Origin of the sequence: Heyndrickxia camelliae (assembly GCF_002844575.1) — a bacterium.
Lineage (GTDB): Bacteria > Bacillota > Bacilli > Bacillales > Bacillaceae_C > Margalitia > Margalitia camelliae.
On record NZ_PIQO01000016.1, the window covers coordinates 19,891 to 41,323 of the forward strand.

Annotated in this window: 22 protein-coding genes; 3 read left to right on the forward strand and 19 right to left on the reverse strand. The window is 34.2% G+C overall.

What is annotated here, in order from left to right:
* Positions 1-100: 100 nt before the first annotated feature.
* From CWO92_RS17770 to CWO92_RS17785, 4 genes are all read right to left on the reverse strand, one after another.
* Entirely contained in the window at positions 101-850 is a 750-nt protein-coding gene (locus CWO92_RS17770) for an ABC transporter permease (protein WP_101355556.1), read from the reverse strand.
* Positions 851-1,612 carry an ABC transporter ATP-binding protein gene (locus CWO92_RS17775; RefSeq protein WP_101355557.1) on the reverse strand — a complete coding sequence of 254 codons (762 nt, stop codon included), beginning with the start codon at positions 1,610-1,612 and terminating at the stop codon, positions 851-853.
* Between the two features lie 167 nt (positions 1,613-1,779).
* Positions 1,780-2,121, reverse strand: a complete 342-nt coding sequence (locus tag CWO92_RS17780) for a DUF1048 domain-containing protein (RefSeq protein WP_101355558.1) — start codon at positions 2,119-2,121, stop codon at positions 1,780-1,782.
* A 67-nt stretch (positions 2,122-2,188) separates the two neighbouring features.
* Positions 2,189-2,509 carry a PadR family transcriptional regulator gene (locus CWO92_RS17785; protein WP_101355559.1) on the reverse strand — a complete coding sequence of 107 codons (321 nt, stop codon included), beginning with the start codon at positions 2,507-2,509 and terminating at the stop codon, positions 2,189-2,191.
* 298 nt (positions 2,510-2,807) lie between these two features.
* On the opposite strand from CWO92_RS17785, the gene CWO92_RS17790 reads away from it, so the two are divergent.
* Positions 2,808-3,008 (forward strand): hypothetical protein, encoded by a 201-nt coding sequence (locus tag CWO92_RS17790; protein WP_101355560.1) that lies wholly within the window; start codon positions 2,808-2,810, stop codon positions 3,006-3,008.
* Positions 3,009-3,026: 18 nt separating this feature from the next.
* Here CWO92_RS17790 and CWO92_RS17795 read toward each other — a convergent pair whose 3' ends face one another.
* Together CWO92_RS17795 and CWO92_RS17800 are read right to left on the reverse strand one after the other, a co-directional pair.
* On the reverse strand, positions 3,027-3,584 hold the full coding sequence (locus CWO92_RS17795; RefSeq protein ID WP_101355561.1) for a cysteine hydrolase family protein: 558 nt from the start codon (positions 3,582-3,584) through the stop codon (positions 3,027-3,029).
* Positions 3,585-3,691: 107 nt separating this feature from the next.
* Positions 3,692-4,102 (reverse strand): carboxymuconolactone decarboxylase family protein, encoded by a 411-nt coding sequence (locus CWO92_RS17800; protein WP_101355562.1) that lies wholly within the window; start codon positions 4,100-4,102, stop codon positions 3,692-3,694.
* Positions 4,103-4,236: 134 nt separating this feature from the next.
* Between CWO92_RS17800 and CWO92_RS17805 the strand changes: the two genes are divergently transcribed.
* Together CWO92_RS17805 and CWO92_RS17810 are read left to right on the forward strand one after the other, a co-directional pair.
* Positions 4,237-4,677, forward strand: coding sequence for an Lrp/AsnC family transcriptional regulator (locus CWO92_RS17805; protein ID WP_101355563.1), 441 nt, complete (start codon positions 4,237-4,239; stop codon positions 4,675-4,677).
* Between the two features lie 343 nt (positions 4,678-5,020).
* Positions 5,021-5,587, forward strand: a complete 567-nt coding sequence (locus CWO92_RS17810) for an RBBP9/YdeN family alpha/beta hydrolase (protein ID WP_101355564.1) — start codon at positions 5,021-5,023, stop codon at positions 5,585-5,587.
* Between the two features lie 303 nt (positions 5,588-5,890).
* Here the strand turns inward: CWO92_RS17810 and CWO92_RS17815 are convergent, their stop codons facing one another.
* The 13 genes from CWO92_RS17815 to CWO92_RS17865 form a co-directional block, all read right to left on the reverse strand.
* Positions 5,891-6,313, reverse strand: coding sequence for a 2-thiouracil desulfurase family protein (locus tag CWO92_RS17815; RefSeq protein ID WP_437177565.1), 423 nt, complete (start codon positions 6,311-6,313; stop codon positions 5,891-5,893).
* A 416-nt stretch (positions 6,314-6,729) separates the two neighbouring features.
* Entirely contained in the window at positions 6,730-7,077 is a 348-nt protein-coding gene (locus CWO92_RS25505) for a RidA family protein (protein ID WP_165786704.1), read from the reverse strand.
* Between the two features lie 26 nt (positions 7,078-7,103).
* On the reverse strand, positions 7,104-7,655 hold the full coding sequence (locus tag CWO92_RS25510) for a GNAT family N-acetyltransferase (protein ID WP_165786705.1): 552 nt from the start codon (positions 7,653-7,655) through the stop codon (positions 7,104-7,106).
* A 129-nt stretch (positions 7,656-7,784) separates the two neighbouring features.
* The gene (locus CWO92_RS26350) at positions 7,785-7,913 is read right to left on the reverse strand and encodes a hypothetical protein (RefSeq protein WP_268877602.1); all 129 of its coding nucleotides are present in this window, start codon (positions 7,911-7,913) and stop codon (positions 7,785-7,787) included.
* A 1,563-nt stretch (positions 7,914-9,476) separates the two neighbouring features.
* Entirely contained in the window at positions 9,477-9,926 is a 450-nt protein-coding gene (locus CWO92_RS17825; protein WP_101355565.1) for a hypothetical protein, read from the reverse strand.
* 263 nt (positions 9,927-10,189) lie between these two features.
* On the reverse strand, positions 10,190-10,600 hold the full coding sequence (locus CWO92_RS17830; RefSeq protein ID WP_101355566.1) for a hypothetical protein: 411 nt from the start codon (positions 10,598-10,600) through the stop codon (positions 10,190-10,192).
* Between the two features lie 722 nt (positions 10,601-11,322).
* Entirely contained in the window at positions 11,323-12,735 is a 1,413-nt protein-coding gene (locus CWO92_RS17835) for an ApeA N-terminal domain 1-containing protein (protein WP_101355567.1), read from the reverse strand.
* 396 nt (positions 12,736-13,131) lie between these two features.
* Positions 13,132-13,746 carry a hypothetical protein gene (locus CWO92_RS17840; RefSeq protein ID WP_101355568.1) on the reverse strand — a complete coding sequence of 205 codons (615 nt, stop codon included), beginning with the start codon at positions 13,744-13,746 and terminating at the stop codon, positions 13,132-13,134.
* A 206-nt stretch (positions 13,747-13,952) separates the two neighbouring features.
* Positions 13,953-15,782 (reverse strand): glutamine--fructose-6-phosphate transaminase (isomerizing), encoded by a 1,830-nt coding sequence (gene glmS, locus CWO92_RS17845; RefSeq protein WP_101355569.1) that lies wholly within the window; start codon positions 15,780-15,782, stop codon positions 13,953-13,955.
* A gap of 76 nt (positions 15,783-15,858) precedes the next feature.
* Positions 15,859-16,158, reverse strand: a complete 300-nt coding sequence (locus tag CWO92_RS17850) for a sialidase family protein (protein WP_101355570.1) — start codon at positions 16,156-16,158, stop codon at positions 15,859-15,861.
* Between the two features lie 206 nt (positions 16,159-16,364).
* Complete coding sequence (locus tag CWO92_RS17855; RefSeq protein WP_101355571.1) at positions 16,365-16,904, reverse strand: GrpB family protein; 540 nt, start codon at positions 16,902-16,904, stop codon at positions 16,365-16,367.
* A gap of 269 nt (positions 16,905-17,173) precedes the next feature.
* A complete protein-coding gene (locus CWO92_RS17860) occupies positions 17,174-18,007 on the reverse strand; it encodes an alpha/beta fold hydrolase (RefSeq protein ID WP_101355572.1) in 834 nt (277 codons plus the stop codon).
* A 2,075-nt stretch (positions 18,008-20,082) separates the two neighbouring features.
* Complete coding sequence (locus tag CWO92_RS17865; RefSeq protein ID WP_101355573.1) at positions 20,083-21,315, reverse strand: hypothetical protein; 1,233 nt, start codon at positions 21,313-21,315, stop codon at positions 20,083-20,085.
* Positions 21,316-21,433: the final 118 nt, after the last annotated feature.

Consider the following 21,433-nt stretch of genomic DNA (forward strand, 5'->3'; position numbering starts at 1 on the left):
TGTGAAGTACCCGATTTCATAGGTAGTGATGGAAGACGAACCATAGCAACTGCCATTACACAACGTATAATTTTGGATATGGGTAATCCCAAAATGGTACTTACCCTAATTGACGCTTAAATTGTTTACTCGCGAAAAAGTAAGCAATGACCATGATGCCGACGCACCAGGCAAGGGCGATCCAAATATTATTTCCAACAGACCCTTCATACAAGAGGGCGCGAATTGCATTTACGATGGATGTCACTGGTTGATTCTCAGCGAATGCACGCACAATTTTGGGCATAGTTTCGGTGGGGACAAAGGCTGAGCTGATAAATGGCAGGAAAATCAGCGGGTATGAGTAGGCTGTCGCCCCTTCCATAGACTTCGCTGTCAATCCGGGAATAACCGCCAGCCATGTCAGCGCCATTGTAAACATCCCTAGTATTCCCGCTACCGCGAGCCAATGTAGAAAATCAGCGTTGGAACGGAAACCCATTAAGAGTGCGACTAGAATAACCACCACAAGAGTCAGCGCATTGGAAACCAGCGAAGTCAACACGTGAGCCCACAATACCGACGAGCGCTTGATGGGCATGGTTATAAAACGTGCCATCAACCCGCTCTTTACATCCGTAAATAGCCTTAGGGAAGTGTAAGCAACACCGGATGCAATAGCCATCAGCAAGATTCCCGGCAATAAATAATTGACGTAGTTTTCCGTACCTGTCTGGATTGCACCGCCAAACACGTAGACAAACAGTAGCATCATCATAATCGGTGTAATTGCCACCGTGATAATCGTATCCGGGCTGCGCATAATGTTGCGCATTAAACGTCCTAGTAATACACCTGTTTTGCTTTTCATTTACATTTCCTCCTTTTTGCCGATAATTGCGAGGAAAATTTCCTCCAATGTCGGCTGCTTCTCGATGTACTCCATTTTTGCAGGCGGGAACATCTCTTTAAGTTCAGTAAGAGTACCGGTCGTGATAATTTTTCCGCCATGCAGGATGGCGATACGGTCTGCAAGCTGTTCGGCTTCCTCTAGGTACTGGGTCGTCAACAAGATGGTTGTGCCGCTGCCGGCAAGCTCCTTGACGGTATCCCAGACTTCAATCCGCGCTTCGGGATCAAGACCTGTTGTCGGTTCGTCAAGGAAAATGACTGCTGGCTTGCCTATCAAGCTCATGGCGATGTCCAGCCTGCGCTTCATCCCACCGGAATATTTGTCTGCTCGACGGTTTGCCGCATCAGCCAGTTTGAATTTTGCTAGGAGATTATCGGCGACTTGTGCAGGATTGGAAACTCCCCGCAATTTGGCGATTAACATCAGGTTTTCCCGTCCTGAGAGCATACCATCTAAAGCTGCGAATTGCCCTGTTAGGCTAATGCTTTGGCGAACTTGATCTGGTTGGCGCTGGACGTCAAAGCCGCAAATACCAACTTCACCGCCATCCGGTTTCATCTGCGTTGAAAGGATGTTAACAGTTGTCGTCTTACCAGCTCCATTTGAGCCAAGCAGTGCATAAATTTCTCCACGCCGCACCTCAAAATCTACCCCCTTTAGGACCACCTTGTCTTTATAGGATTTTTTTAACCCTTTTACAGAAATAACTGCATTATTCATACTTTTTTCCTCCTTATAAGATGTACCTAGCAAAGCTAAATTGACTATAATCTACTCAGTCTGACTGGTAACCTGTATCACTTACTACTAGGCGAAAGTATAACTGAATAACGATGATGGCAATTCATATTTGTAACCAGCTATTCAGTCGGTAAAATCTAACGAGTTTATTTTTTTCCCAATCGTTTCAAGATACTTTGATTCAAATCTTCACGATACTTGGCAACATAGGTTTTCGCATTTGCCACTAATTCGTCTGCAAAGGACGCCACATCTTCCCCAGTGATTTCCAGCACTTGCCTGCCTTCCGCTGCTCCAGCTTCGAACAAATCGATTAATTCATACTGTATGTGCAGCATATCCATCCCGTTGCCAGCTGTAAATTTCCACATGTAGTTTTGAATTTTCTTAAATACATACTGGTAGTCCTCTGGCAGGGCTTCAACTCTCGCCATCATCATCTTATATTCTTTTTTATCACCAATCATCTTTTTGAACATTTCCATCATGCCATTTTTCCTCCTTTTTTATATAGCTAAAACACTCCCAAAATACCGGATAGAATATCTGGTGAAGCTAGTTTGACTTCAAGAGGTTTATTTTCGATGATACAAAATCCCATTTTTTCCAAAATAATTCGAGTTCCTTACGACCAGCCTCATTAAGAGAGTAAAACTTGCGTGGCGGCCCCATATCTGACGGTTTCTTTTCAATGCTCACCAGTTTTTTCTTCTCCAATCGTACAAGGATAGTATAGACCGTCCCTTCTACGACTTCGGTAAACCCAAGCTCGTTAAGGCGGCGGGTAATCTCATAGCCATAGGTTTCATGGCGGCTGATGATTTCCAACACGCAGCCTTCCAGCGAACCCTTCAGCATTTCAGTTAAATTTTCCATAATCCGATCCACCTCTATTTTGTATGAACTAATACTCAGTATAACATAGTACTGGAGTAAATTTTTACTGAATAGCTTCTGGGAACCCATACACTATTTAGTATTACTTATTACAAGTACATCGTAACACCGAGTAGCTAGAGATGTCAACCATTATTATAAAAAATAGTTCAATACCTGTATTAAATGCTATGTAATACTGTATAAATTGATACGGCATTTATTTCATCTAAAGAAAAGAAAAGAAACAGTTAAATAATTATGGGTCCACGAAAGGTATTGGTAAAGAGCAATTGCTATGGAGCTTGCCAAAGAAGATGTAAATGTTCTAATTAATGGACGAAATTATGAAGAGGCAGATCAAATTATAAATAAAATTAAATTGAACTTCCCTAATACCGCTCCTCAAAAATGCTACTGCAGATATTGTGGATATGGGCAAAGAGAAGCTTTATTTAAAAAACACCCCAATATTGATATTCATTTATTATTACACTAGAGCTAAACTTGATGAAGTTTATTTTAATATATCTAGTAGTTGCACTGTTGTAAGTATTGTAGCGAACTCCTCATTTAAAGTAGCTAGAGAAACATTATGAATTGTCTCAGCATCATAATAATTATCATTTTGGTCTTTTATACCAAACGCAGCTGTTGCATCTGATATAAGATATGTATTAAAACCTAAATTCCCACTCATTCTCGTAGTTGTAGAAACACAATGCGGGGTAGTCAAACCAGTTATTACCACTGTTGTTATATGATTTAATTTTAAAAACTCCTCTAAATTTGTGCCGATAAAACTACTATTAGTTTTCTTAATTATAATTACTTCTTCTTCAATAGGCGCTACCAATTCCTTAATAGTAAACCCCTCATTATTTGGATGGAATAAAGAATTAGGGTTATCAGACTTGTGTTGAATATGTATGACTTGCCAGCCTTTCTCTCTCCAAAATGTTAATATCCTACTAATATTTTCTTCTGCAGTTAGATTGTTTCGACCTCCCCATTTATTATCATCAAAAGCCTTTTGTACATCTATAATAATTAAAGCTCTATTTTCTTTATCCAAGATATTTCCCCCTGACTCTTTCAAATTACCAAAAACCCTTAAAATAGAAAGGGCTATATGTTCCAGTATAGCCCCTATTAAATTATTAGTTTACTTCCAATGTATTATTATTTTGCCTCTAGTTTCATTATCGCTCCAAAATATTGTGAAGCAGTGGTAAACGTAATAAAAGCACAAAGTTCACTGATTTCCTCTTCTGTGAAACATTCTCTCAATATATTAAACGTGGAATCTGATATATTCCCTTTTTGTTTCAAAAATACTTCTGCAAATCCTACCGCAATAGATATTTTTTCATCAAACTTATCTGTTTCAGGTTTCCCTTTCGCTTTACAATACTCACAGCCATTGCTTTGTGCTAAAGTTCGCCTTACTTGTTCCTTTAACTTAGAAGATAGCTTTCCATCCTGCTCTAACGTATCCCCTAATAAAGACCATGCCTCCATTACTTGTTTGTTATGTCCTAATAGCTTTTGAAAAGGCGTTTGTCCGAAACTGGATTCAACAATTCTTGCCATATAAGACACCCCCTTGTTATATTTAATAATAAGTTAATTATAAAAAATAAAATGCTTTAATCACATTAAATTACAAATAAATTAGCAATAAATTATTTAAATGATTAACAAAATTAGGAGGTTTTATTTAAAAAATGAAAATTGATGATATTGATAAAAAAATAATAGATGAATTACAGAATAATAGTCGTTTATCCATGAGTGAACTTGGAAGAAGAGTGAATCTGTCTTCTCCTTCTGTGACGGAACGAGTAAGACAAATGGAGTCATTTGGAGTAATAAAAAAATATACCTTAGAAGTGGATTATGAAAAATTAGGTTTCCCTATACAGTGCATTGTAGAAGCAACGGTTAAAAATGGAGACTATCAGTCTTTTAGAAATTATATAGAGAGACTTCCAAACGTAGAGTTTTGTTATCGTATAGCAGGAAATGCTTGTTATATGCTTAAAATGCATTTTGAAACGTTAGCTAAAGCTGAAGAATTCATTGATATTGTTAGTCCACTTGCACAAACTGTAACACATTTTATTTTTTCCAAGGTTCAAACAAATATAAGATTTCATATGGACTGAAGATTAAAGCGTATAGTTTAACCATTAAACTACAAAAAGCGTAAAGTAAAAAAAATCATTTAATTTAAAATCTTAGACTAGCATAACCCCGTTCAATTTTAGAACGGGGTTAAAATATAATTTTTTGTAACATACTTCTCTTTTTCTCAAAAATATAACAATAAAGTCGTTTAACTCTATACATTGCTTCACAATATCGCCCAATTGTTGATTCCAATTCTAAATCTAAGCTAGCTACTTCTTTTCCTTCTCGCATTGCAGCTTTTTCAAATGTTTTTTTACCGTGTAGATTTAGATCTGTAATATAATGGTATTAATCTATAATAAGAAAGGAAGAATAGCAATGGGAAAACAAGTATATATTATCCATGGATACGGAGCTTCTCCAGCAAATCATTGGTTCCCATGGTTAAAAGAAAAATTAATAGCAGATGGTAATCAAGTTTCGGTTCTTCACATGCCAAATTCGTCTGATCCCAAGAAAGAAGAATGGTTAAAAACATTGGCCAATAATATAAAAAATTTAGATAACAACACTTATTTTATAACTCATAGCTTAGGCTCCATCACACTATTAAACTACCTAGAACAATTAGATCCTTTACCAAGTTTTGGAGGGGTTATTCTTGTTTCGGGTTTTTCCGAACCATTATCCATCTTACCTTCTCTAGATCCTTTTACAGTTAAAAAAGTGGATTATAAAAAAATTATTTCTGCAACTAATTCACGTGCTGTTATTGCTGCAAAAGATGATCATATTGTTCCTTTTCAATTAAGTAAAAATTTATCAAAACAATTAGATACATTATTTTACCCTGTTGAAAAGGGTGGTCATTTTCTAGAAGAAGATGGCTTTATTACTTTTCCATTAGTTTATGATATTTTAAATAATATGATGAAAACTGAATAAATAATAAAGGTATCACCCTTTGTGACACCCGAAATGGAAAAATGCCCCTAATTAATCTGACTCGCATTAGTATGACTGTTTTTTTAATAACTATTATTTTTAAACGACATTATTGTAAACTAAACAATTTTATTGTTATTTAATCGAAAATGTAGCTTTAAAATAAGATTGATAAAAAACTCTCTTCTCTCCTTATACAATAGCAATTAAAAAACCGTTATTTTGAAATATATTGTCCAAAATGACGGTTTACTTTTAATTAATTATCAAATTATTATAATAAAGTGTGATCATTTCTTATTTTTAAAGGAAGGTAGCTGCAAATAGCTCTTCTGAAATTACTTTTATTCCATTTCTTTTTAGTAGAGCTGAAGTGACTCCCATCCCCATAATTTTTTTTCCTGTAAATTCACCGTTATATATGGTTAAACTTCCGCAAGATGGGCTATTTTCCTTTAGAACCACTAAAGTCGCATTTAATTTTATAGCTTGTTCTAGCGTAGAATAGGCTCCTTTTATGTAAAGTTGGGTAACATCTTTACCTGATTTTTCAACTATCTTAGCGTTTCCATCCAATACATCTTCTCCGTTTCCACCAATTATCTCAGCTGGTTCTCTAGGCGTTGAAAACCCACCAAGTAATTCTGGACATATTGTAATAGCTTTATTTTCTTCTACCAATTTTCTAATTTTATCATTTAAACAATTTGTCCCATTATATCTCACATCACCCTGCTAATCAGGAACTCACCAATATCATATACTAACCCCTTTCTACAAATGTCTTCTAATTGAATTTTACCAAATATATTCTTGTTCAATTATCCTCCCCCTTTTGTTCAATAAGAAAAGGCCACCGTAATGGCAGCTGGATTTTAAACCTATAGTTTAAGTGAAAATCTTCACAATTCTTTGTGTAGGAGCATATAAAAAAGACGCCTTCTTATTCAAGAAAAGCGCCTGATTGTGGAAGAACTTAAAACTATATCTTGTTGCATTGTTGACTATCCTGCCAATAGTATAAGTGCATTTCTTCCCTTCAGAATTAAATTATTTAATATTTCTTGTTAGAGCAGCTTATTCAACCTATTTAGGCGTATTCAACATTGATCAACACCTTACTAGATTTAAATAGGTATAGACTAAAAACGAGCTGCCAAAACTTCTACTTTAAGGTATGGAGTTCCTAAAGCCATAACATAAGCAAGTGTCATTGCGGGTGGAAAATCCTTGTGAAATTTCTTATAGATGTCTACAAATACGTCTTTGTCTTCCTTTTCAGTTAACCAAATATTAATTTTGATAATCCCATTAGTATCTAAATTCTCACTTTTATGAAGCGATACAATATTCTCCAAGGAAATCTGAAATTGTTCTTCAACTGAATCAGGAATATATCCTTCTCTGTCTACTCCTACATGACCTGATAGAGTAATTAATTCGGCTCCTTTTGGTACAATCGTAAGGTAACTGTAATCTCCAATTGGCATTGCAATGCCTTGTGGGTTTTTTCTAATTACTTCGGTTTATACTTTTCATTATTGACAATCGCAAGCGTTTGATGATTTTCCCACTTCCCATTAATTTTAACATTTTCTATTGCAATACCCTCTTTATGAAATCCCGCTTTCTCTAGTACCTTCATGGAACGTACATTATGAGGCATTACTCCTGCTTCAATTCGATGTAATTTTAATTCATTAAATCCATAGTCTACAACTAATTTTACGGCCTTTGTCATGTATCCCTTCCCATTTTGCTTGCGGTCTAGTGAATATCCAATCCAACAGCTCTGATAGTTACCTCTTGCAACTTCAGATAGTGTTACAATTCCAATAAGTTGTTCGCTGTCTGTAAGAAATATCCCAAAAGCATAAACTGAGTCCTGCTCAGCTTGTAAAACCCAATTTTTAATTCGCTCAACTTGCCCATCAAGTGTATAAAACTTTTCATCTTTTAGTGGTGAATAGAGCTGAAAAAAATCTCTATTTTCAACCTCTAACTTTAGTAAATCCTCCGCATCTGACAATTCCAATTGCCTAATAAATATCTCTTGTGTTTTCTCCATGTTCTTTCCTCCCTCTGAAAATAAAAAAACCACAGGAAAATTTTCCTGTGGTTTTCAATAGCATGAATGTATAATAACTCCCACAGGAAACGACCTGTGGTTTATATCCCACTACTTTAATTAGAGAATCTAATCAAAGGATTTAAGTCGTTTTTTTCTAAAATTAGACAGACTTCTCCCATGATTAGCGAACACGAAAAAAACGGCAGTTGAGTACCCTACACCTTTAGATAAAGAATTTAATGATCTTTTTTTCATACCGGTACCCCCTCCTTTGTTTTATTAAATAAAAATATATCACTATATGCGAATATTTTCAATCTATTCATTATTTTAATTTGTTTTCATTAATTTGCTTTATCTTATAAAATTTAGTACTATCTTCAAGCATTTTCCAAAGAAACTGTAAACATTATAAATCTCTTATAAAAGTGACCGGTTTGTTACTTTAAGTACATTTCTTTACAATTTCCATTATCTTTTAATATTAATATAAATGCCATTTTCATTGTGAGTGTTCTTCTCCAATCTGGCCAGATTGTTGAAAAAAAGCTAATGAAGATTGTACAACTAATCTGTCCCTTTCGTCGCATAAGAAAAAGCCGCCAAATTGGCAGCTGGCTCTTAAACTTTGCACCTTTTAGTTAAATGAGAACCTTAAATTTCGCTTTTTCATATAAACAATGAAGCCTTGTTTTCGGGGTCTTTCTTTTGCAGTATGAATTGCTTCTCTTTGGATAAAAGTTGTTCAGGTGTATGTTTAAAATAAAGATTGAAAAAAAACTCTGTTCTCTTCACATACAACAGCAATCAAAATGACGGTTTTCTGTTTGATTAAATTTAAATTTTTATAATAAAGTTTGATTATTTCTTATTGAACTAAAACCCCTTATAGTTTAAGTACAATCCTTCACAAACTTTATTATTTTAGCAAAAGGCTCTGTTAAACCTTAATGTTGATAAATGCCAATAAAATAAAGGAAACCGTAATAAATATGGTTTCTCCATTCTTGTTTAACTCTCCAGTTGATTGAAAATCCAAAATATGGCAAAAGGTAAAAAAATAATATAAAATAAAATTATTATTGTTTGAAGGAATGTGATTTTTAATGAATATACTTCGGAGAAGTTTGCTATTTTGTATAACAATATTTGCTGCCTTTGTTATATTGAGCATTGTACAGAATAATACATTTAATTGGGCTGTTAACGCTTTAAAGGCTTTTACTTTTGCTGTGTTCTACATACTATTTACAGTATTGTTTGAAAAAAGGAAATAAATAAGAAATTCTAGTTGCCTTAAGTACGATTCTTTAAGAATTTAGTAGGAAATGCAAGTTTTTTAATGTTTGACCTTTTTACTTTGATAAAATATCAACATTAATCCAATAATCAGACAAACAATCCTCCTAAACCAGTTGTTATAATTGATAGTTCTTCTTTAAAAAAGAAATTACAGATGCCTAACAATATAGCATATACCCATCCAATGACATTGACATTATTGAGTTTCAATCTACCACCTCCATTAACACCTAGTAAACTAAACTCCCTCAATAAACAAAATGAAAACTCACGTTTTCTCCAGTATTTTCAGTGTTTTATAGAATGAGATTTTAGAGTTAAATGCTGCCCCTTTAGTCAAATACGAAAAAAGAGTTGCTGATCCACATTGAATCTTCAACTCTTGCACCCTTTTGTTTAAGTGATAAACTTCACAATCTTTTTTATCTTAACAAAATCTAATCCCTTTATTTGTAAGGGCATATCAAATGACACCTTCTTACTAAAGAAAAGCGCCACGATATTGGATTATTAAAACTATAATTTATCTTGTACGAATTTTAATGCCTTTTTAGAAATTAGAGAAATGTGATAAAACAATAAGGATGCCAACGCACCAACTATAAAAAATTTGGATATCAATATTCCAGCGACACTTCCGTCAACTAGTAATATTATTGCCAAGAGTACTCCAACTATTAATAAACCACCTGCTGCATATACGAGGAATTCAATAAGATATTTTAAAAATTTATTACGAAACTGAACTTTATCGAAATATACATCTACGAAATAAGAGTAAAGCCCTCCACCTATTAAATATACAGGTAATGAAAAAATAACATATATTATAACCAGTACTTTAAAAGAAAAATAAGCAACTCCAGTTTGTTGTTCTGTCACCGGTGTATATTCCAAGAAAGCTAAAGACAGAGAAAAAATTAGTGTAGAAAGAACTGAAATAATAATTTTCTCTGGGAGCTTCATTTATACGACCTCTTTTCCCGCCATACTAATCCGTAATCTCGTTCAAAAATATTCTAATTCAGGCTAATCTCTGATTCGACTAATTCTAGTATTTCTCCCCAGTTTGTTGTTTTACATGGCTCCACTTTAAAATTTGAAATATACAAATTATTATAACATAATCCATTTTCAACAAACTTGCCCCTTTAGTCGAATAAGAAAAAGCCACCAAATTGGCAGCTGGATCATAAACTAATTGCAATAAAAAAGGACTAGATTGATTTCTAGTCTGAATTAGTACTAATAATATTGAGAATTAGTATATAAAGCGGATAAAAAATCAATCCGCCAATTAATAATAAACCAGCACCTGGACCTGGGTTATCCCCAGCATAGGTACTAGGAAAGAAAGAGGCAAAACCAAATACAAAAAAAATAAAATAGGGTAGCCAGAGAATTACTGTCCAAAATTTTGATATTCTTCCATTTAACCACTTCTTGGTTAACTGATAAAGCAATACAGTGCCGGCTATAATTTCAACAATGATAGTGAACCCAAATATATAAGGAACTATTCCAGACTCCAAATCCATCAATCTTGTAATTCTAGGGATATTTATATACAGTTCCACTGGAATAAATATAAATAGTGCATATAAAATACTAACGAAATTTAATCTGAAGAAAAACTTCATAATAACCTCCCTTTACAAATTAATATAACATACTCCCTAATTTTCCATAGAATCCCTTGTCTCATATTTTTAGAGTTTATTGGTAGCACTCCCTAGGTATAAAGTGCTAAGTAGTAATGAAGCTAAATAATGTACTTCGGATGATTCCTTATCAAGCAAGAGATAGTTTACAAATCTATATATATAGAAAGTTGTTTTGCTCCAGAAAAATCTCCATTAACTATGGCTTGTTTAAAAATCATCCAAAGTAAATCCTCCTAAAACTGCATAAAAAAAGCGTTAATCCTTCTTCGTTAAACGCTATCCTAATGTTAAAGAAAAAAATAGAGTAAACATAGAATTTTAAATAATCGAACTTTGTTTTAATTGATCAGTCTTTTTTTATAAAACTACAAAAAAGTGTAGGTTTAAAATAAAGATTGATAAAAATACCTTATAAACCCGTATTTTACGGTAAATAAGAAGATCCATTTTGAAAAAAAGGTTGATCAAAATGGATTCCTTTTTAGCATATTTAATTTTCGGTTTTATAAAAAAGTTTGATCATTTCTTATTGAACTAAAGCACCCGTTAATTAAATAAGATAAGGGATGCTTATTTCCACAATCTTGCCCGTTTGTTGAATAACACTGACGCTTCTATTAGCGAGTTTGTTCATTGTCTTTTTTCGTGACCCCTTAGTCTTTATCAAACTATTAGATAAAGTCTAAAAAAAGTTATTTTTATTCTTGTGAGGTTTCCATTGAATCATCCTTAGAGCTCCTTTGTACCTCTATTTTGAACAGTTCAATGGGCGGGATAAGCCCCAATCCTTCTTTAACACTCATAAGTTCTTGATTATCACTCATTCGCTGTTTAATTAGGTCATTGTTTATTCCTAATTCTCTTAATAGAAGCACTCGTAATACAAGTTTCAAATACTTTGTTATGTAGTACATCGTATCTACATCAAGGATTTTTTCTTTTAGACTTTCATCGAAATGCGTAAAATAATTTCGAGTATTAACTATCTTATAGATATAAGAGCTTCTTTTTTTAGATGAAATTTCAAAAACATCGTTTACCTCTGAAAGAATTTCATTCAATCGTTGCCTTAACCTAGGTTCGTTTGAAATTAAACCAGAGATAAGTTTTTTATCATCCTCAGCATGCAATTGTAAAGTTATCCTTTCAATCATTTCTTTAAATTCTTCGTCAGACCATATTTTATTGTGTCTCATTCTTCGCGAAAAGGCTTCTAAAGCTTGTACTACTTTAAGAAATGACATTGGTACATGAAACCCTTTTTCATGCGCTTCAACAAAGTAATGAATAATTGGCTCTAATAATTCTTTTTTTGCGCTCCATGTCTGTATACAGGTTTCAAATGAATCTTCAATATAAGAGAATTTAATAATAATTTCATTCTCTTTTACTTTTGCTGAATTATCCTTTTGCGCTCTCAATAATAGAGTGATGTCTTTGCCATGAGTATCTTTAGCAAAAAAGTTTTCACAATTAACCGATTTTCCTATGCAAAGGGTTAAAAAGTTGGAAAAATCATCCACAACGTTAATAGCTTCCCTGTAATGTACACTTTCTTTAAATAGAAACTTAACGAATTCTGTTTGGCTAACTTCAAATTTACTATACAGGTTACCTGAACTATTCACCTTATAAGTGAATTCAATATTAAAATTAGTGTTTTCGATTTTAATCACGTCAGGCATCTTATAATGCATGAATAGTTCAGATGAAGCTGGGTTTGCATTAATCTCAAAGGGTCTTTTGTTCAGCCATAAATTTAAAGATTCATAGGTGGCTTTTATTTCTGAGATTGCTATATCATTAGCCTCATTATAAAGCCCGCCAATAACGGCTAGACTACATGTCCAAACGGATACAGGAAAGCCGGGGAACCCCCATCGTTCATTAGTTTTTATTGAGTTTACAAGTGTAACTTCTTTTCCATTTGATAATATACCATGAATTATTGGTAACTCATTAACTCCTACTCCTGATAAGCCATTAAAATTATGAGCCATCTTCAATTTACAAACATTGTCCTCTTCAATAGTTAATGTGCCTGTTAACCTTTCGGTTGGATTCGATGGCAAGTACCATAATCCTATATTTTCTCTATCGAACTTATTCAATAAGAATCACCTCTTCATATATTACAAACTATAACTAATTTAACATTAATTCAATTTTTTGTATTCATAGTAAATTCAGCTATTCTGCTCATGGTTTTATGTACATTTTTCAGAATCCATATAATATGTAATTGACTTCGACAAATATAACTTCTATTTCGCTAACCTACCTGTTACTTTAAGCACAAGTTTCTCCCATCCTTCCTAAACATTTAATCAGATATCTAGGTATTGCTACACTATCTAACCCGATTGTTGAACATAAGTTAAACATCAATCTTCAACTAAACTGCTCTTGTGTGGAACAAGAAAAAGGATCGCCGCAGCGACCTCATTTTCTTTAACTATTGCACCCTTTAGTTGAATAATGGATATTGAAAAGTTTAGATAAATCATTTAGTTATCCATTCTTATGACGAATTCAAGACCCGTTGGTTTTGTTTTTAATGGAGTTTTATATTCTTTAAAGACTAATTTAATTTTAGAAACATCATCAGGTAAAGGTGGAGATACAACAAAAGTGTATGATGAATGCCCTCTTGAGCCGCCACCTCCTTCATTTCGACAGTCGTAATTTATCCCTTCTCCGTCGTCGTCGTCTATTGAAAGATCAAACCAATAATGCTCTGGAAAGACTCCAGGCATTTCATCGGAATCATCCCTATCAAGGTTTAAATGAACAACACTGGCATTTTGGAATTGACGTACAAAAGTTACCGAATAAAACCAATCATCTATTTCAAATGACTTTAATATCGGTATATTTTTAAGAAATCCTTTTGGCTCAACAACAGGTTTATATATCTCTTCGTTTAAGAAATGTGCAAAAACACTGTTTAGAAAATCTTCATAAAAATTATATTTTATCGACCAATCACATATAAGTTGTTTAGTTGGAAAACCAGGATTATTTTTTGATAGTTCTTTCCGTTTCCTAATTAAATTACATATTTGTTCATCTATTACTTCAATATGCTCATCATAGTGTTCTGCTGGTGGTTCAAATGGCATTCGTATCGCCTCCAAAATAATAATAGGTTCATTTTAGCATAATCTGGTAATATATGTCTTGTTGTACTATCCTGCCCCTATAGTTAAAGAAAAAAATCCTGTAAAATCAGGATTTTAATCAAACTTTATTTTAAATAATCGAACTTTGTTTTAATTGATCAGTCTTTTTTATAAAACTACAAAAAAGAAAACAGTGGAGCTATGCTTCACTCCACTGTCAAACTTTTCGCTAGATTTCTTGGTCTATCCACATTATATCCACGTACGGTTCCTGCATAATAGGCTAATAGTTGCAGAGGTATGGCAGCAATAATCGGCATTAGGAATGGATGAACCTCAGGTATATACATTACCTCATCCACTATTTCGCTAACATCATCATCTCCAATTGTAGTTACCCCAACAACAAAGGCGTCTCGAGCTTTAATCTCCTTAATGTTGCTGATTGTTTTATCACGCAGATGTTTTTGGGTAGAAAGAGCAATTACAGGAACACCCGGAGTAATCAAAGCCATTGTTCCGTGCTTCATCTCTCCCGCTGCATAAGCATCGGCATGTAAATAAGCAACTTCTTGAAGCTTAAGTGCCCCTTCTAATGCGAGAACATAATCTAACCCCCGACCAATTAGAAAAAGACTCTCTTGATCTTCCGTCACCTGGGCAAACTCGTCAATTGCATCTTGAGTCATGATTAATGTTTTCTCTACTTCTTCCGGAAGCTGGTGCAATTCCTTTAAAATTTCCGGGAGCAGACCTATCCCATAGCCACCTGTTTTTTCTGTTAAGACGATAGCTAAAAGATATAATGCAATTATTTGTGTCGTGTATGCCTTCGTTGCAGGAACTGCTAGTTCGGGTCCGGCATTCGTACATATTGTATAGTCTGATTTTCTCGCAATATTTCCTCGCCTTTTATTTGTTATTGCAATAACAGTACTTCCATGACGTTTTGCTTCTTTTAGCGCAGACAAGGTATCCGCTGTTTCTCCAGACTGACTGATAACAATAACTAAGTTTTTCTCATCAAGTGGTCCATGCTCATAACGAAACTCAGAGGAAATAGAAACTTCTACTGGGATATTAAGCAAGGTCTCCATAACTTTTTTTCCTATCATTCCAGAATGATAGGAAGTACCATTTGCCACAATATCAATTTTCCGATAATCAAAATCTTTCCTTATAAAAGGCTCCAACTCTGGGAGGCTCACTCCGTTTTCTAACAACCGTCCCTCCAGCGTATTTTTTATCGCCTTGGGCTGTTCCATAATTTCCTTCAGCATATAATGCTCATACCCTTGGAGGCTAAAATCATCTTCTGTCCATTCGATGATTCTTTTTTCTGGCTGAATAATTTCTCCTGAAATCGTTTGTACTTTAATTTCATTCGCTTTTAAAACAGCAATTTCACCATTCTTGATTGGATACATTTCTTTCACGTAAGATAGGAGGGCAGAAATGTCAGAGGATAAAAAGGCTTCGTTTTCTCCAAATCCAATAATCAATGGATTTTCCTGTGATATTCCAATGATTGTATCTGGTTGATTCTGAGACATAATGGCAAGTGCAAAGGATCCTTTTAATAAAGGCAGTACTTTACGGACGGTCTCCTCTAAAATGCCTGTATCATGCTGTACAAGAAGATGCGGAATAACTTCTGTGTCGGTATCAGTATAAAATACATGGCCAAGTTCTATTAATTCGTTCTTTAATTGCCGATAATTTTCGATAATTCCATTGTGAACCACATAAAATTGCGATTTATCATCACTTAAAGGATGGGCATTAAGAATAGTTGGCGCCCCGTGTGAAGCCCATCTTGTATGTCCAATTCCAATATTGCCCTCTATAATAGGATCTATTTCTAACAATGCTTTTAAATCTTCAATTCTACCGGTTTCTTTTCGAATCTTGATGTTATCTTGATTAGATATAGCAATTCCTGCAGAATCGTAGCCGCGATAATCCAATTGAGTCAAGCAATCCAGCAGAACGGACTCAGCTGAAGACTTCCCTATATAACCAACGATTCCACTCATATGTTTCACCTCCGATTGCATGGGATTTTTAATATATAGAATAACACATTTCTCTATAGTAATGGTTACATAATTATCACTGAAGCTCACTTAATGAAGCTTCTGTCTTAAAAATTATCTTATTTTTCTTTTTGTCATAATAATAGACTTTCACCGTCTCATTACCATCCCCACCCGTATAACCAGATAATACCCCAAAATTCCCATCACCTAAATCTACCATATTACTATAGGAGAATTGAGGAAAATTCTCTTGTGAATCATTTAAATTATCAATCCGAACTGTTCGATCTCCACCTATAAAAAGAACAATAATCGTTAAAATCACAAGGGTAATTCTTATATTTCGCAATTCTCTTGCCGTGTCCTCCAGCATTTCGCCCCCTCCATTTCCAATTTCCAATTTTAACTTTCGTAACAAATTCTCTTTTTATATTTATTGAAGAAATTTCCGTTATATGTTCCTGCTCCATCAATATACCTATTCCCATGCTTGTATGCTCCCATTTTCTACGGAAACCACCCATCATTATTTAATATATTTTTAACCTGGGAAAGACCGTATCAACCATATATAGAGGCTTAATGATATTTATGTTTTCTTTTTTTTAAAATCTCCTTTACAAATCCCTCCTTTAAATCCGTATATTGTTCAATTCCAGTATTGCATTTCTGTACATATTCTAATTTTATTCTTTTATATTTCTCTCTCTCTGTTTCATTGGCATTTAAGTAATCACGGAAAAAAATCAAATCTTGCCAAAGCTCATCCCCATAATTCACTAAATGAATATAATGAGTTTTTTCTTCGTAGCTATTATCAGTAAATTTAGCAAAGATAATTTCTGAAGGACGCTCCACTTTCAGTCGCAAAAATCCAATTTTTTTTAAGCCCTTAATAACGGATGGGGCAATGTTGTTTATGTTCTCTACCCCCACTAAAATATCCAAAATGGGCTTGGCATCCATATTTTTAATAGCTGTACTGCCAATATGCACGATGCATTCCCCATCTAATGGTGTATTTGTTTGGATTTCCTCTTTTATCCTAATAAACTCCTTATTCCACTCATCAGAATAAGGAGCCAATTTTACTTGATCTCTTTTTAATCCAAGTTTCATATATTCCAACTCCTAGGATTTTAATGCTTATCGATAATGAAGCTGTTACGTAAAAGAGTTCCTTCCAAAAGCAATTCGAATTTTACGTAATGATCTAATGGAACATCATTCAAGGAGCCTTCGTTAAAAACGGATACAAGGAAGAAAGCCAAAATGAAACGATGAGCGCAGAAGTAATGCTCAAGACGAAAAAAGGACTAAATGCGTTCACTCCATTATCATGATTATTTAAAGGGGAATAGCAATTAACTTAATTTAAATCGAAGTCTTTAAATAGTAGTCTTAACAAATTCGAGAAATTTCTCTTCTTCCTCTGAAAAAGGGTTATGATTACTTTCTTCGAAGATAGTAAAGGAGGCATTGGGGATTAACTCAGCAATCTCGATCCCATATTTCATCGGACATTGGGAGTCATATTTCCCTGAATAAATAAAGCTTGGTACAGTTACATGTTTCAACTCTTTTCGTATGTCAAATACAGGATACTCCATATTTCTAAAATAATTTAACCTTACTCCAACCGTTTTTCCGCTATTAGGCTTTTTTAGTGCGATTTGAAGCTTTTCCTCTGAATAAAATGACATTAAAGCCCATTCGTAATCAAGTTCCCTGCGCATTTCAATAGGTGTTGCAGGGTTGTTTAATTTGTCCATAATTTCGACTATGCGCTTAAAATTGGGATTTTGAGAACAGTAAATACAATTCGGGTCTTCCCCATATTTATAGCTTGCAGCTGCCCCGCCGGCAATAATTTTTGTTAATGATCGAGGACAATAAATAGCATATTTTAATGCAAGCATCCCTCCCGTAGAATGGCCCGCAAATGCCCATTGATCAAGACCTATCGCTTCTCTAATCGCTTCTAAATCCAAAACAGATTCTTGTATACTATATTCTTGCTCATTATTTGCTTTTACTGAATTACCTGCACCTTTAAGATTAATTAAGTAAACTTTATAGTATTTCGTAAATGGATTTGCAAATGTATTTCCCCGCTCATTAAAAGCACTATAAAGATGGGTGACTGCTAATGGCTTACCATCCCCTTTTTCAAAGATTTCAAATGTTCCCCTGACTGTTTCGATGAACCGTTGTGCCCACATAATGAATAAATCTCCTTTTTTCATGTATTGCGCGCGTGCATTAGTGTAATGGTTTCTAAGACGAATATCAATGAAACAACCCCATTCCCCCACATTGTATTGATAACGAGAATATAGAGAGTGAAAAGTAAGGTTACTATGACAAAGACAATTGGAATTACCTTGAGACGATTGTTTTTACGATAAATAGAATAGTAGAAAGGATGCGACAACATAATAAAAATAAATCAACAATAGTATGTCAGTGGTCTTAAAAACAATTTAACCAGTTACATTTTGTTTTTTAACAAAATTATCCATCCTAAACTATAAGTAGTATAAATTATCAAAAAAATATTTACAACCATTTTTTGGATTTAGCCACATCATTAGCAATTCTTAAAATGAGATATATAGATATTATTACGTTATTAGTGTCCCTTGATCCGTTTCTAAAGGAGAATTGGTTCTTTTGCTTCACAATCTTTACCTTTTGAACTCTTCTAAAGGACAATTCCTTGTTCTTTCTCTACTAACTTGGCCTTTTGAACCCTTCTAACAGACAACTCCCTCCTCTTTCTCTACCCTTTTGTCCTTTTGAACCCTTCTAATAGACAACTCCTTGCTTTTTCTCTGCCTTTTTTTCCTTTAAAACACTTCTAATAGACAACTCTCTGCTCTTTCTCGACTAATTTGGCCTTTTGAACCCTTCTAATAGACAACTCCTTGCTTTTTCTCTGCCTTTTTTTCCTTTAAAACACTTCTAATAGACAATTCCTTGCTTTTTCTCTGCCTTTTTGTCCTTTAAAACACTTCTAATAGACAATTCCTTGCTTTTTCTCTGCCTTTTTGTCCTTTAAAACACTTCTAATAGACAATTCCTTGCTTTTTCTCTGCCTTTTTGTCCTTTAAAACACTTCTAATAGACAATTCCTTGCTTTTTCTCTGCCTTTTTGTCCTTTAAAACACTTCTAATAGACAATTCCTTGCTTTTTCTCTGCCTTTTTGTCCTTTAAAACACTTCTAATAGACAATTCCTTGCTTTTTCTCTGCCTTTTTGTCCTTTAAAACACTTCTAATAGACAATTCCTTGCTTTTTCTCTGCCTTTTTGTCCTTTAAAACACTTCTAATAGACAATTCCTTGCTTTTTCTCTGCCTTTTTGTCCTTTAAAACACTTCTAATAGACAATTCCTTGCTTTTTCTCTGCCTTTTTGTCCTTTAAAACACTTCTAATAGACAATTCCTTGCTTTTTCTCTGCCTTTTTGTCCTTTAAAACACTTCTAATAGACAATTCCTTGCTTTTTCTCTGCCTTTTTGTCCTTTAAAACACTTCTAATAGACAATTCCTTGCTTTTTCTCTGCCTTTTTGTCCTTTAAAACACTTCTAATAGACAATTCCTTGCTCTTTCTCTACTAATTTGGCCTTTTGTACTCTTCTAAAAGACAACTCCCTCCTCTTTCTCTACCCTTTTGTCCTTTTGAACCCTTCTAATAGACAACTCCTTGCTTTTTCTCTGCCTATTTGTTCTTTAAAACACTTCTAATAGACAACTCTCTGCTCTTTCTCGACTAATTTGTCCTTTTGAACCCTTCTAATAGACAATTCCTTGTTCTTTCTCTACTAACTTGGCCTTTTGAACTCTTCTAATAGACAACTCCTTGCTTTTTCTCTGCCTTTTTTTCCTTTAAAACACTTCTAATAGACAACTCCTTGCTCTTTCTCTACTAATTTGGCCTTTAAAACCCACTTAAAATGCAACCCACTGCCTAAATCTTGTATTAGCATTCCTAGTTCGTTAAACTTATTAACCATTGCATCCTCCACAACCTTTTATTCCAATTGATAAAAATTGTTGTTCAACTACCGTGTTTCGCTTCTTGAATCGCTTCATAAATAAAAATGCGGTGAATGGGATTCTTGAATAAAGTTTAGTGTTTCGGCTGTAACCGTAACCCCTTTTATTCATGAAAAAGAAGTTTTGAATGCCCGCAATTATTATTCTCTCTGTTCTTTTTTCATAAATAACTTACCTCTGAAATTTTTAAGTATAGAACCTGCTCAAAACAAAAAAACCCGGTAACATAAGCCGAGTTTACGAAGTTTTGGATACGCCAAGGGCATTATGCCCCCATAGTATGCCTTCTACTAGCTCTGATTGATTCGATTCGCACTCAATTATCAAAACAACCTCTGAAGGGGGTTCTTTTTGAAACCATTTGCTTTTATAAATAAAAAAGGAAATTAAAAGACCTACTGTAGCTCCAAAAATCAATCCAATCAGTGACCAAATAATCGGACCCCATGTCCAGATAAATCCATAGATTCCGCCAAGCAGCATAAAAACAGCTCCAAAGAAAAATGAAAGTTCTAATTTACTGGCACCTTCACGATGGATCTTATAAACATCATGTGTTTTAGGGATGAATTTTTCTAGAGAAGCAACGAAAATACTATCTTTGGGTATCCCCTGTTGTTGTAAATCGCTTAAAGCAAGTTCTAATAGCGCACTGTGACGAAAGGTTGCAATAATATGCATATTATCCCTCTTCTTAATCTTTTGAGGCATATTAAAATGTATCGGCTGATAATGTTCTTGCAGGTATCTTGATTGTTCCACCTTAAATAATTTATTAGTAAATATGATATCTTGATAGGAGCTGCTTATGCTGAACAGGACGATGGAAGGCAAATTCAAGAACCATTGTTTATTGATAACACTACCAGCATGTTCTGTGTTCCCAGTTAAAGTCAAGTGTACAGCGGGTAATACATTAGAATAATAAACAGTTACAATAAAACAAATGAAAATAAAAAAACCCGTTGGGAGTCTGTTACTATATATGGAGCCTAAACCAGGGTAAAGAAATGACCACCAAGCCCCATACGCTGGCTTTCGATAATCAAGAAAATGGAGTTCAAATATTCCGATTTTAAAAGGTTTAATTGGCGAATCAAGGCGATCAGCCAGCTGTGAGTATTTATTCAGATCTATCGTGGTGCTGTAACAATCCCACATGGCAAAAACAAAAACAGCAGAGTATAGAAGAAACCATCTAGTATCGATGGTCATTTTAGCAAGTTCGAATTGTCCAATCATGGAGTAGTAAATAGCTTCATTAATATGCGCCTTGACATTAATGACCAACTCCCAAAACATCAGCAATATTCCCGAAAAATATTTACACAACAGCAAATGCCCTGCACCCGGAAAGGCAGCAGACCACCAAACAACAGTCCAAGGATTACGTTCCTCAATATAATTAATTAAATATGGAGAAATGTGAGCCTTTGGCCGGCGAACAGAATTAGGGAAGGTCTTTTTCAATTTTTCTACCTCGCGGGATAAATAATATTCTCATGCTCTATTATTCCTTAACAAACGGTGAACTATTCCCATAATTTTACTAATAAAAGTATAAATGCGGGGTCAGACCCCTCGTCCC

Coding starts and splice junctions, on each gene's coding strand:
- CWO92_RS17770 (WP_101355556.1), bottom strand. CDS start 850: ATGAAAAGCAAAACAGGTGTATTACTAGGACGTTTAATGCGCAACATT.
- CWO92_RS17775 (WP_101355557.1), bottom strand. CDS start 1,612: ATGAATAATGCAGTTATTTCTGTAAAAGGGTTAAAAAAATCCTATAAA.
- CWO92_RS17780 (WP_101355558.1), bottom strand. CDS start 2,121: ATGATGGAAATGTTCAAAAAGATGATTGGTGATAAAAAAGAATATAAG.
- CWO92_RS17785 (WP_101355559.1), bottom strand. CDS start 2,509: ATGGAAAATTTAACTGAAATGCTGAAGGGTTCGCTGGAAGGCTGCGTG.
- CWO92_RS17790 (WP_101355560.1), top strand. CDS start 2,808: ATGGAGCTTGCCAAAGAAGATGTAAATGTTCTAATTAATGGACGAAAT.
- CWO92_RS17800 (WP_101355562.1), bottom strand. CDS start 4,102: ATGGCAAGAATTGTTGAATCCAGTTTCGGACAAACGCCTTTTCAAAAG.
- CWO92_RS17805 (WP_101355563.1), top strand. CDS start 4,237: ATGAAAATTGATGATATTGATAAAAAAATAATAGATGAATTACAGAAT.
- CWO92_RS17810 (WP_101355564.1), top strand. CDS start 5,021: ATGGGAAAACAAGTATATATTATCCATGGATACGGAGCTTCTCCAGCA.
- CWO92_RS25505 (WP_165786704.1), bottom strand. CDS start 7,077: ATGCCAATTGGAGATTACAGTTACCTTACGATTGTACCAAAAGGAGCC.
- CWO92_RS25510 (WP_165786705.1), bottom strand. CDS start 7,655: ATGGAGAAAACACAAGAGATATTTATTAGGCAATTGGAATTGTCAGAT.
- CWO92_RS26350 (WP_268877602.1), bottom strand. CDS start 7,913: ATGAAAAAAAGATCATTAAATTCTTTATCTAAAGGTGTAGGGTACTCA.
- CWO92_RS17825 (WP_101355565.1), bottom strand. CDS start 9,926: ATGAAGCTCCCAGAGAAAATTATTATTTCAGTTCTTTCTACACTAATT.
- CWO92_RS17830 (WP_101355566.1), bottom strand. CDS start 10,600: ATGAAGTTTTTCTTCAGATTAAATTTCGTTAGTATTTTATATGCACTA.
- CWO92_RS17840 (WP_101355568.1), bottom strand. CDS start 13,746: ATGCCATTTGAACCACCAGCAGAACACTATGATGAGCATATTGAAGTA.
- glmS (WP_101355569.1), bottom strand. CDS start 15,782: ATGAGTGGAATCGTTGGTTATATAGGGAAGTCTTCAGCTGAGTCCGTT.
- CWO92_RS17850 (WP_101355570.1), bottom strand. CDS start 16,158: ATGCTGGAGGACACGGCAAGAGAATTGCGAAATATAAGAATTACCCTT.
- CWO92_RS17855 (WP_101355571.1), bottom strand. CDS start 16,904: ATGAAACTTGGATTAAAAAGAGATCAAGTAAAATTGGCTCCTTATTCT.
- CWO92_RS17860 (WP_101355572.1), bottom strand. CDS start 18,007: ATGTGGGCACAACGGTTCATCGAAACAGTCAGGGGAACATTTGAAATC.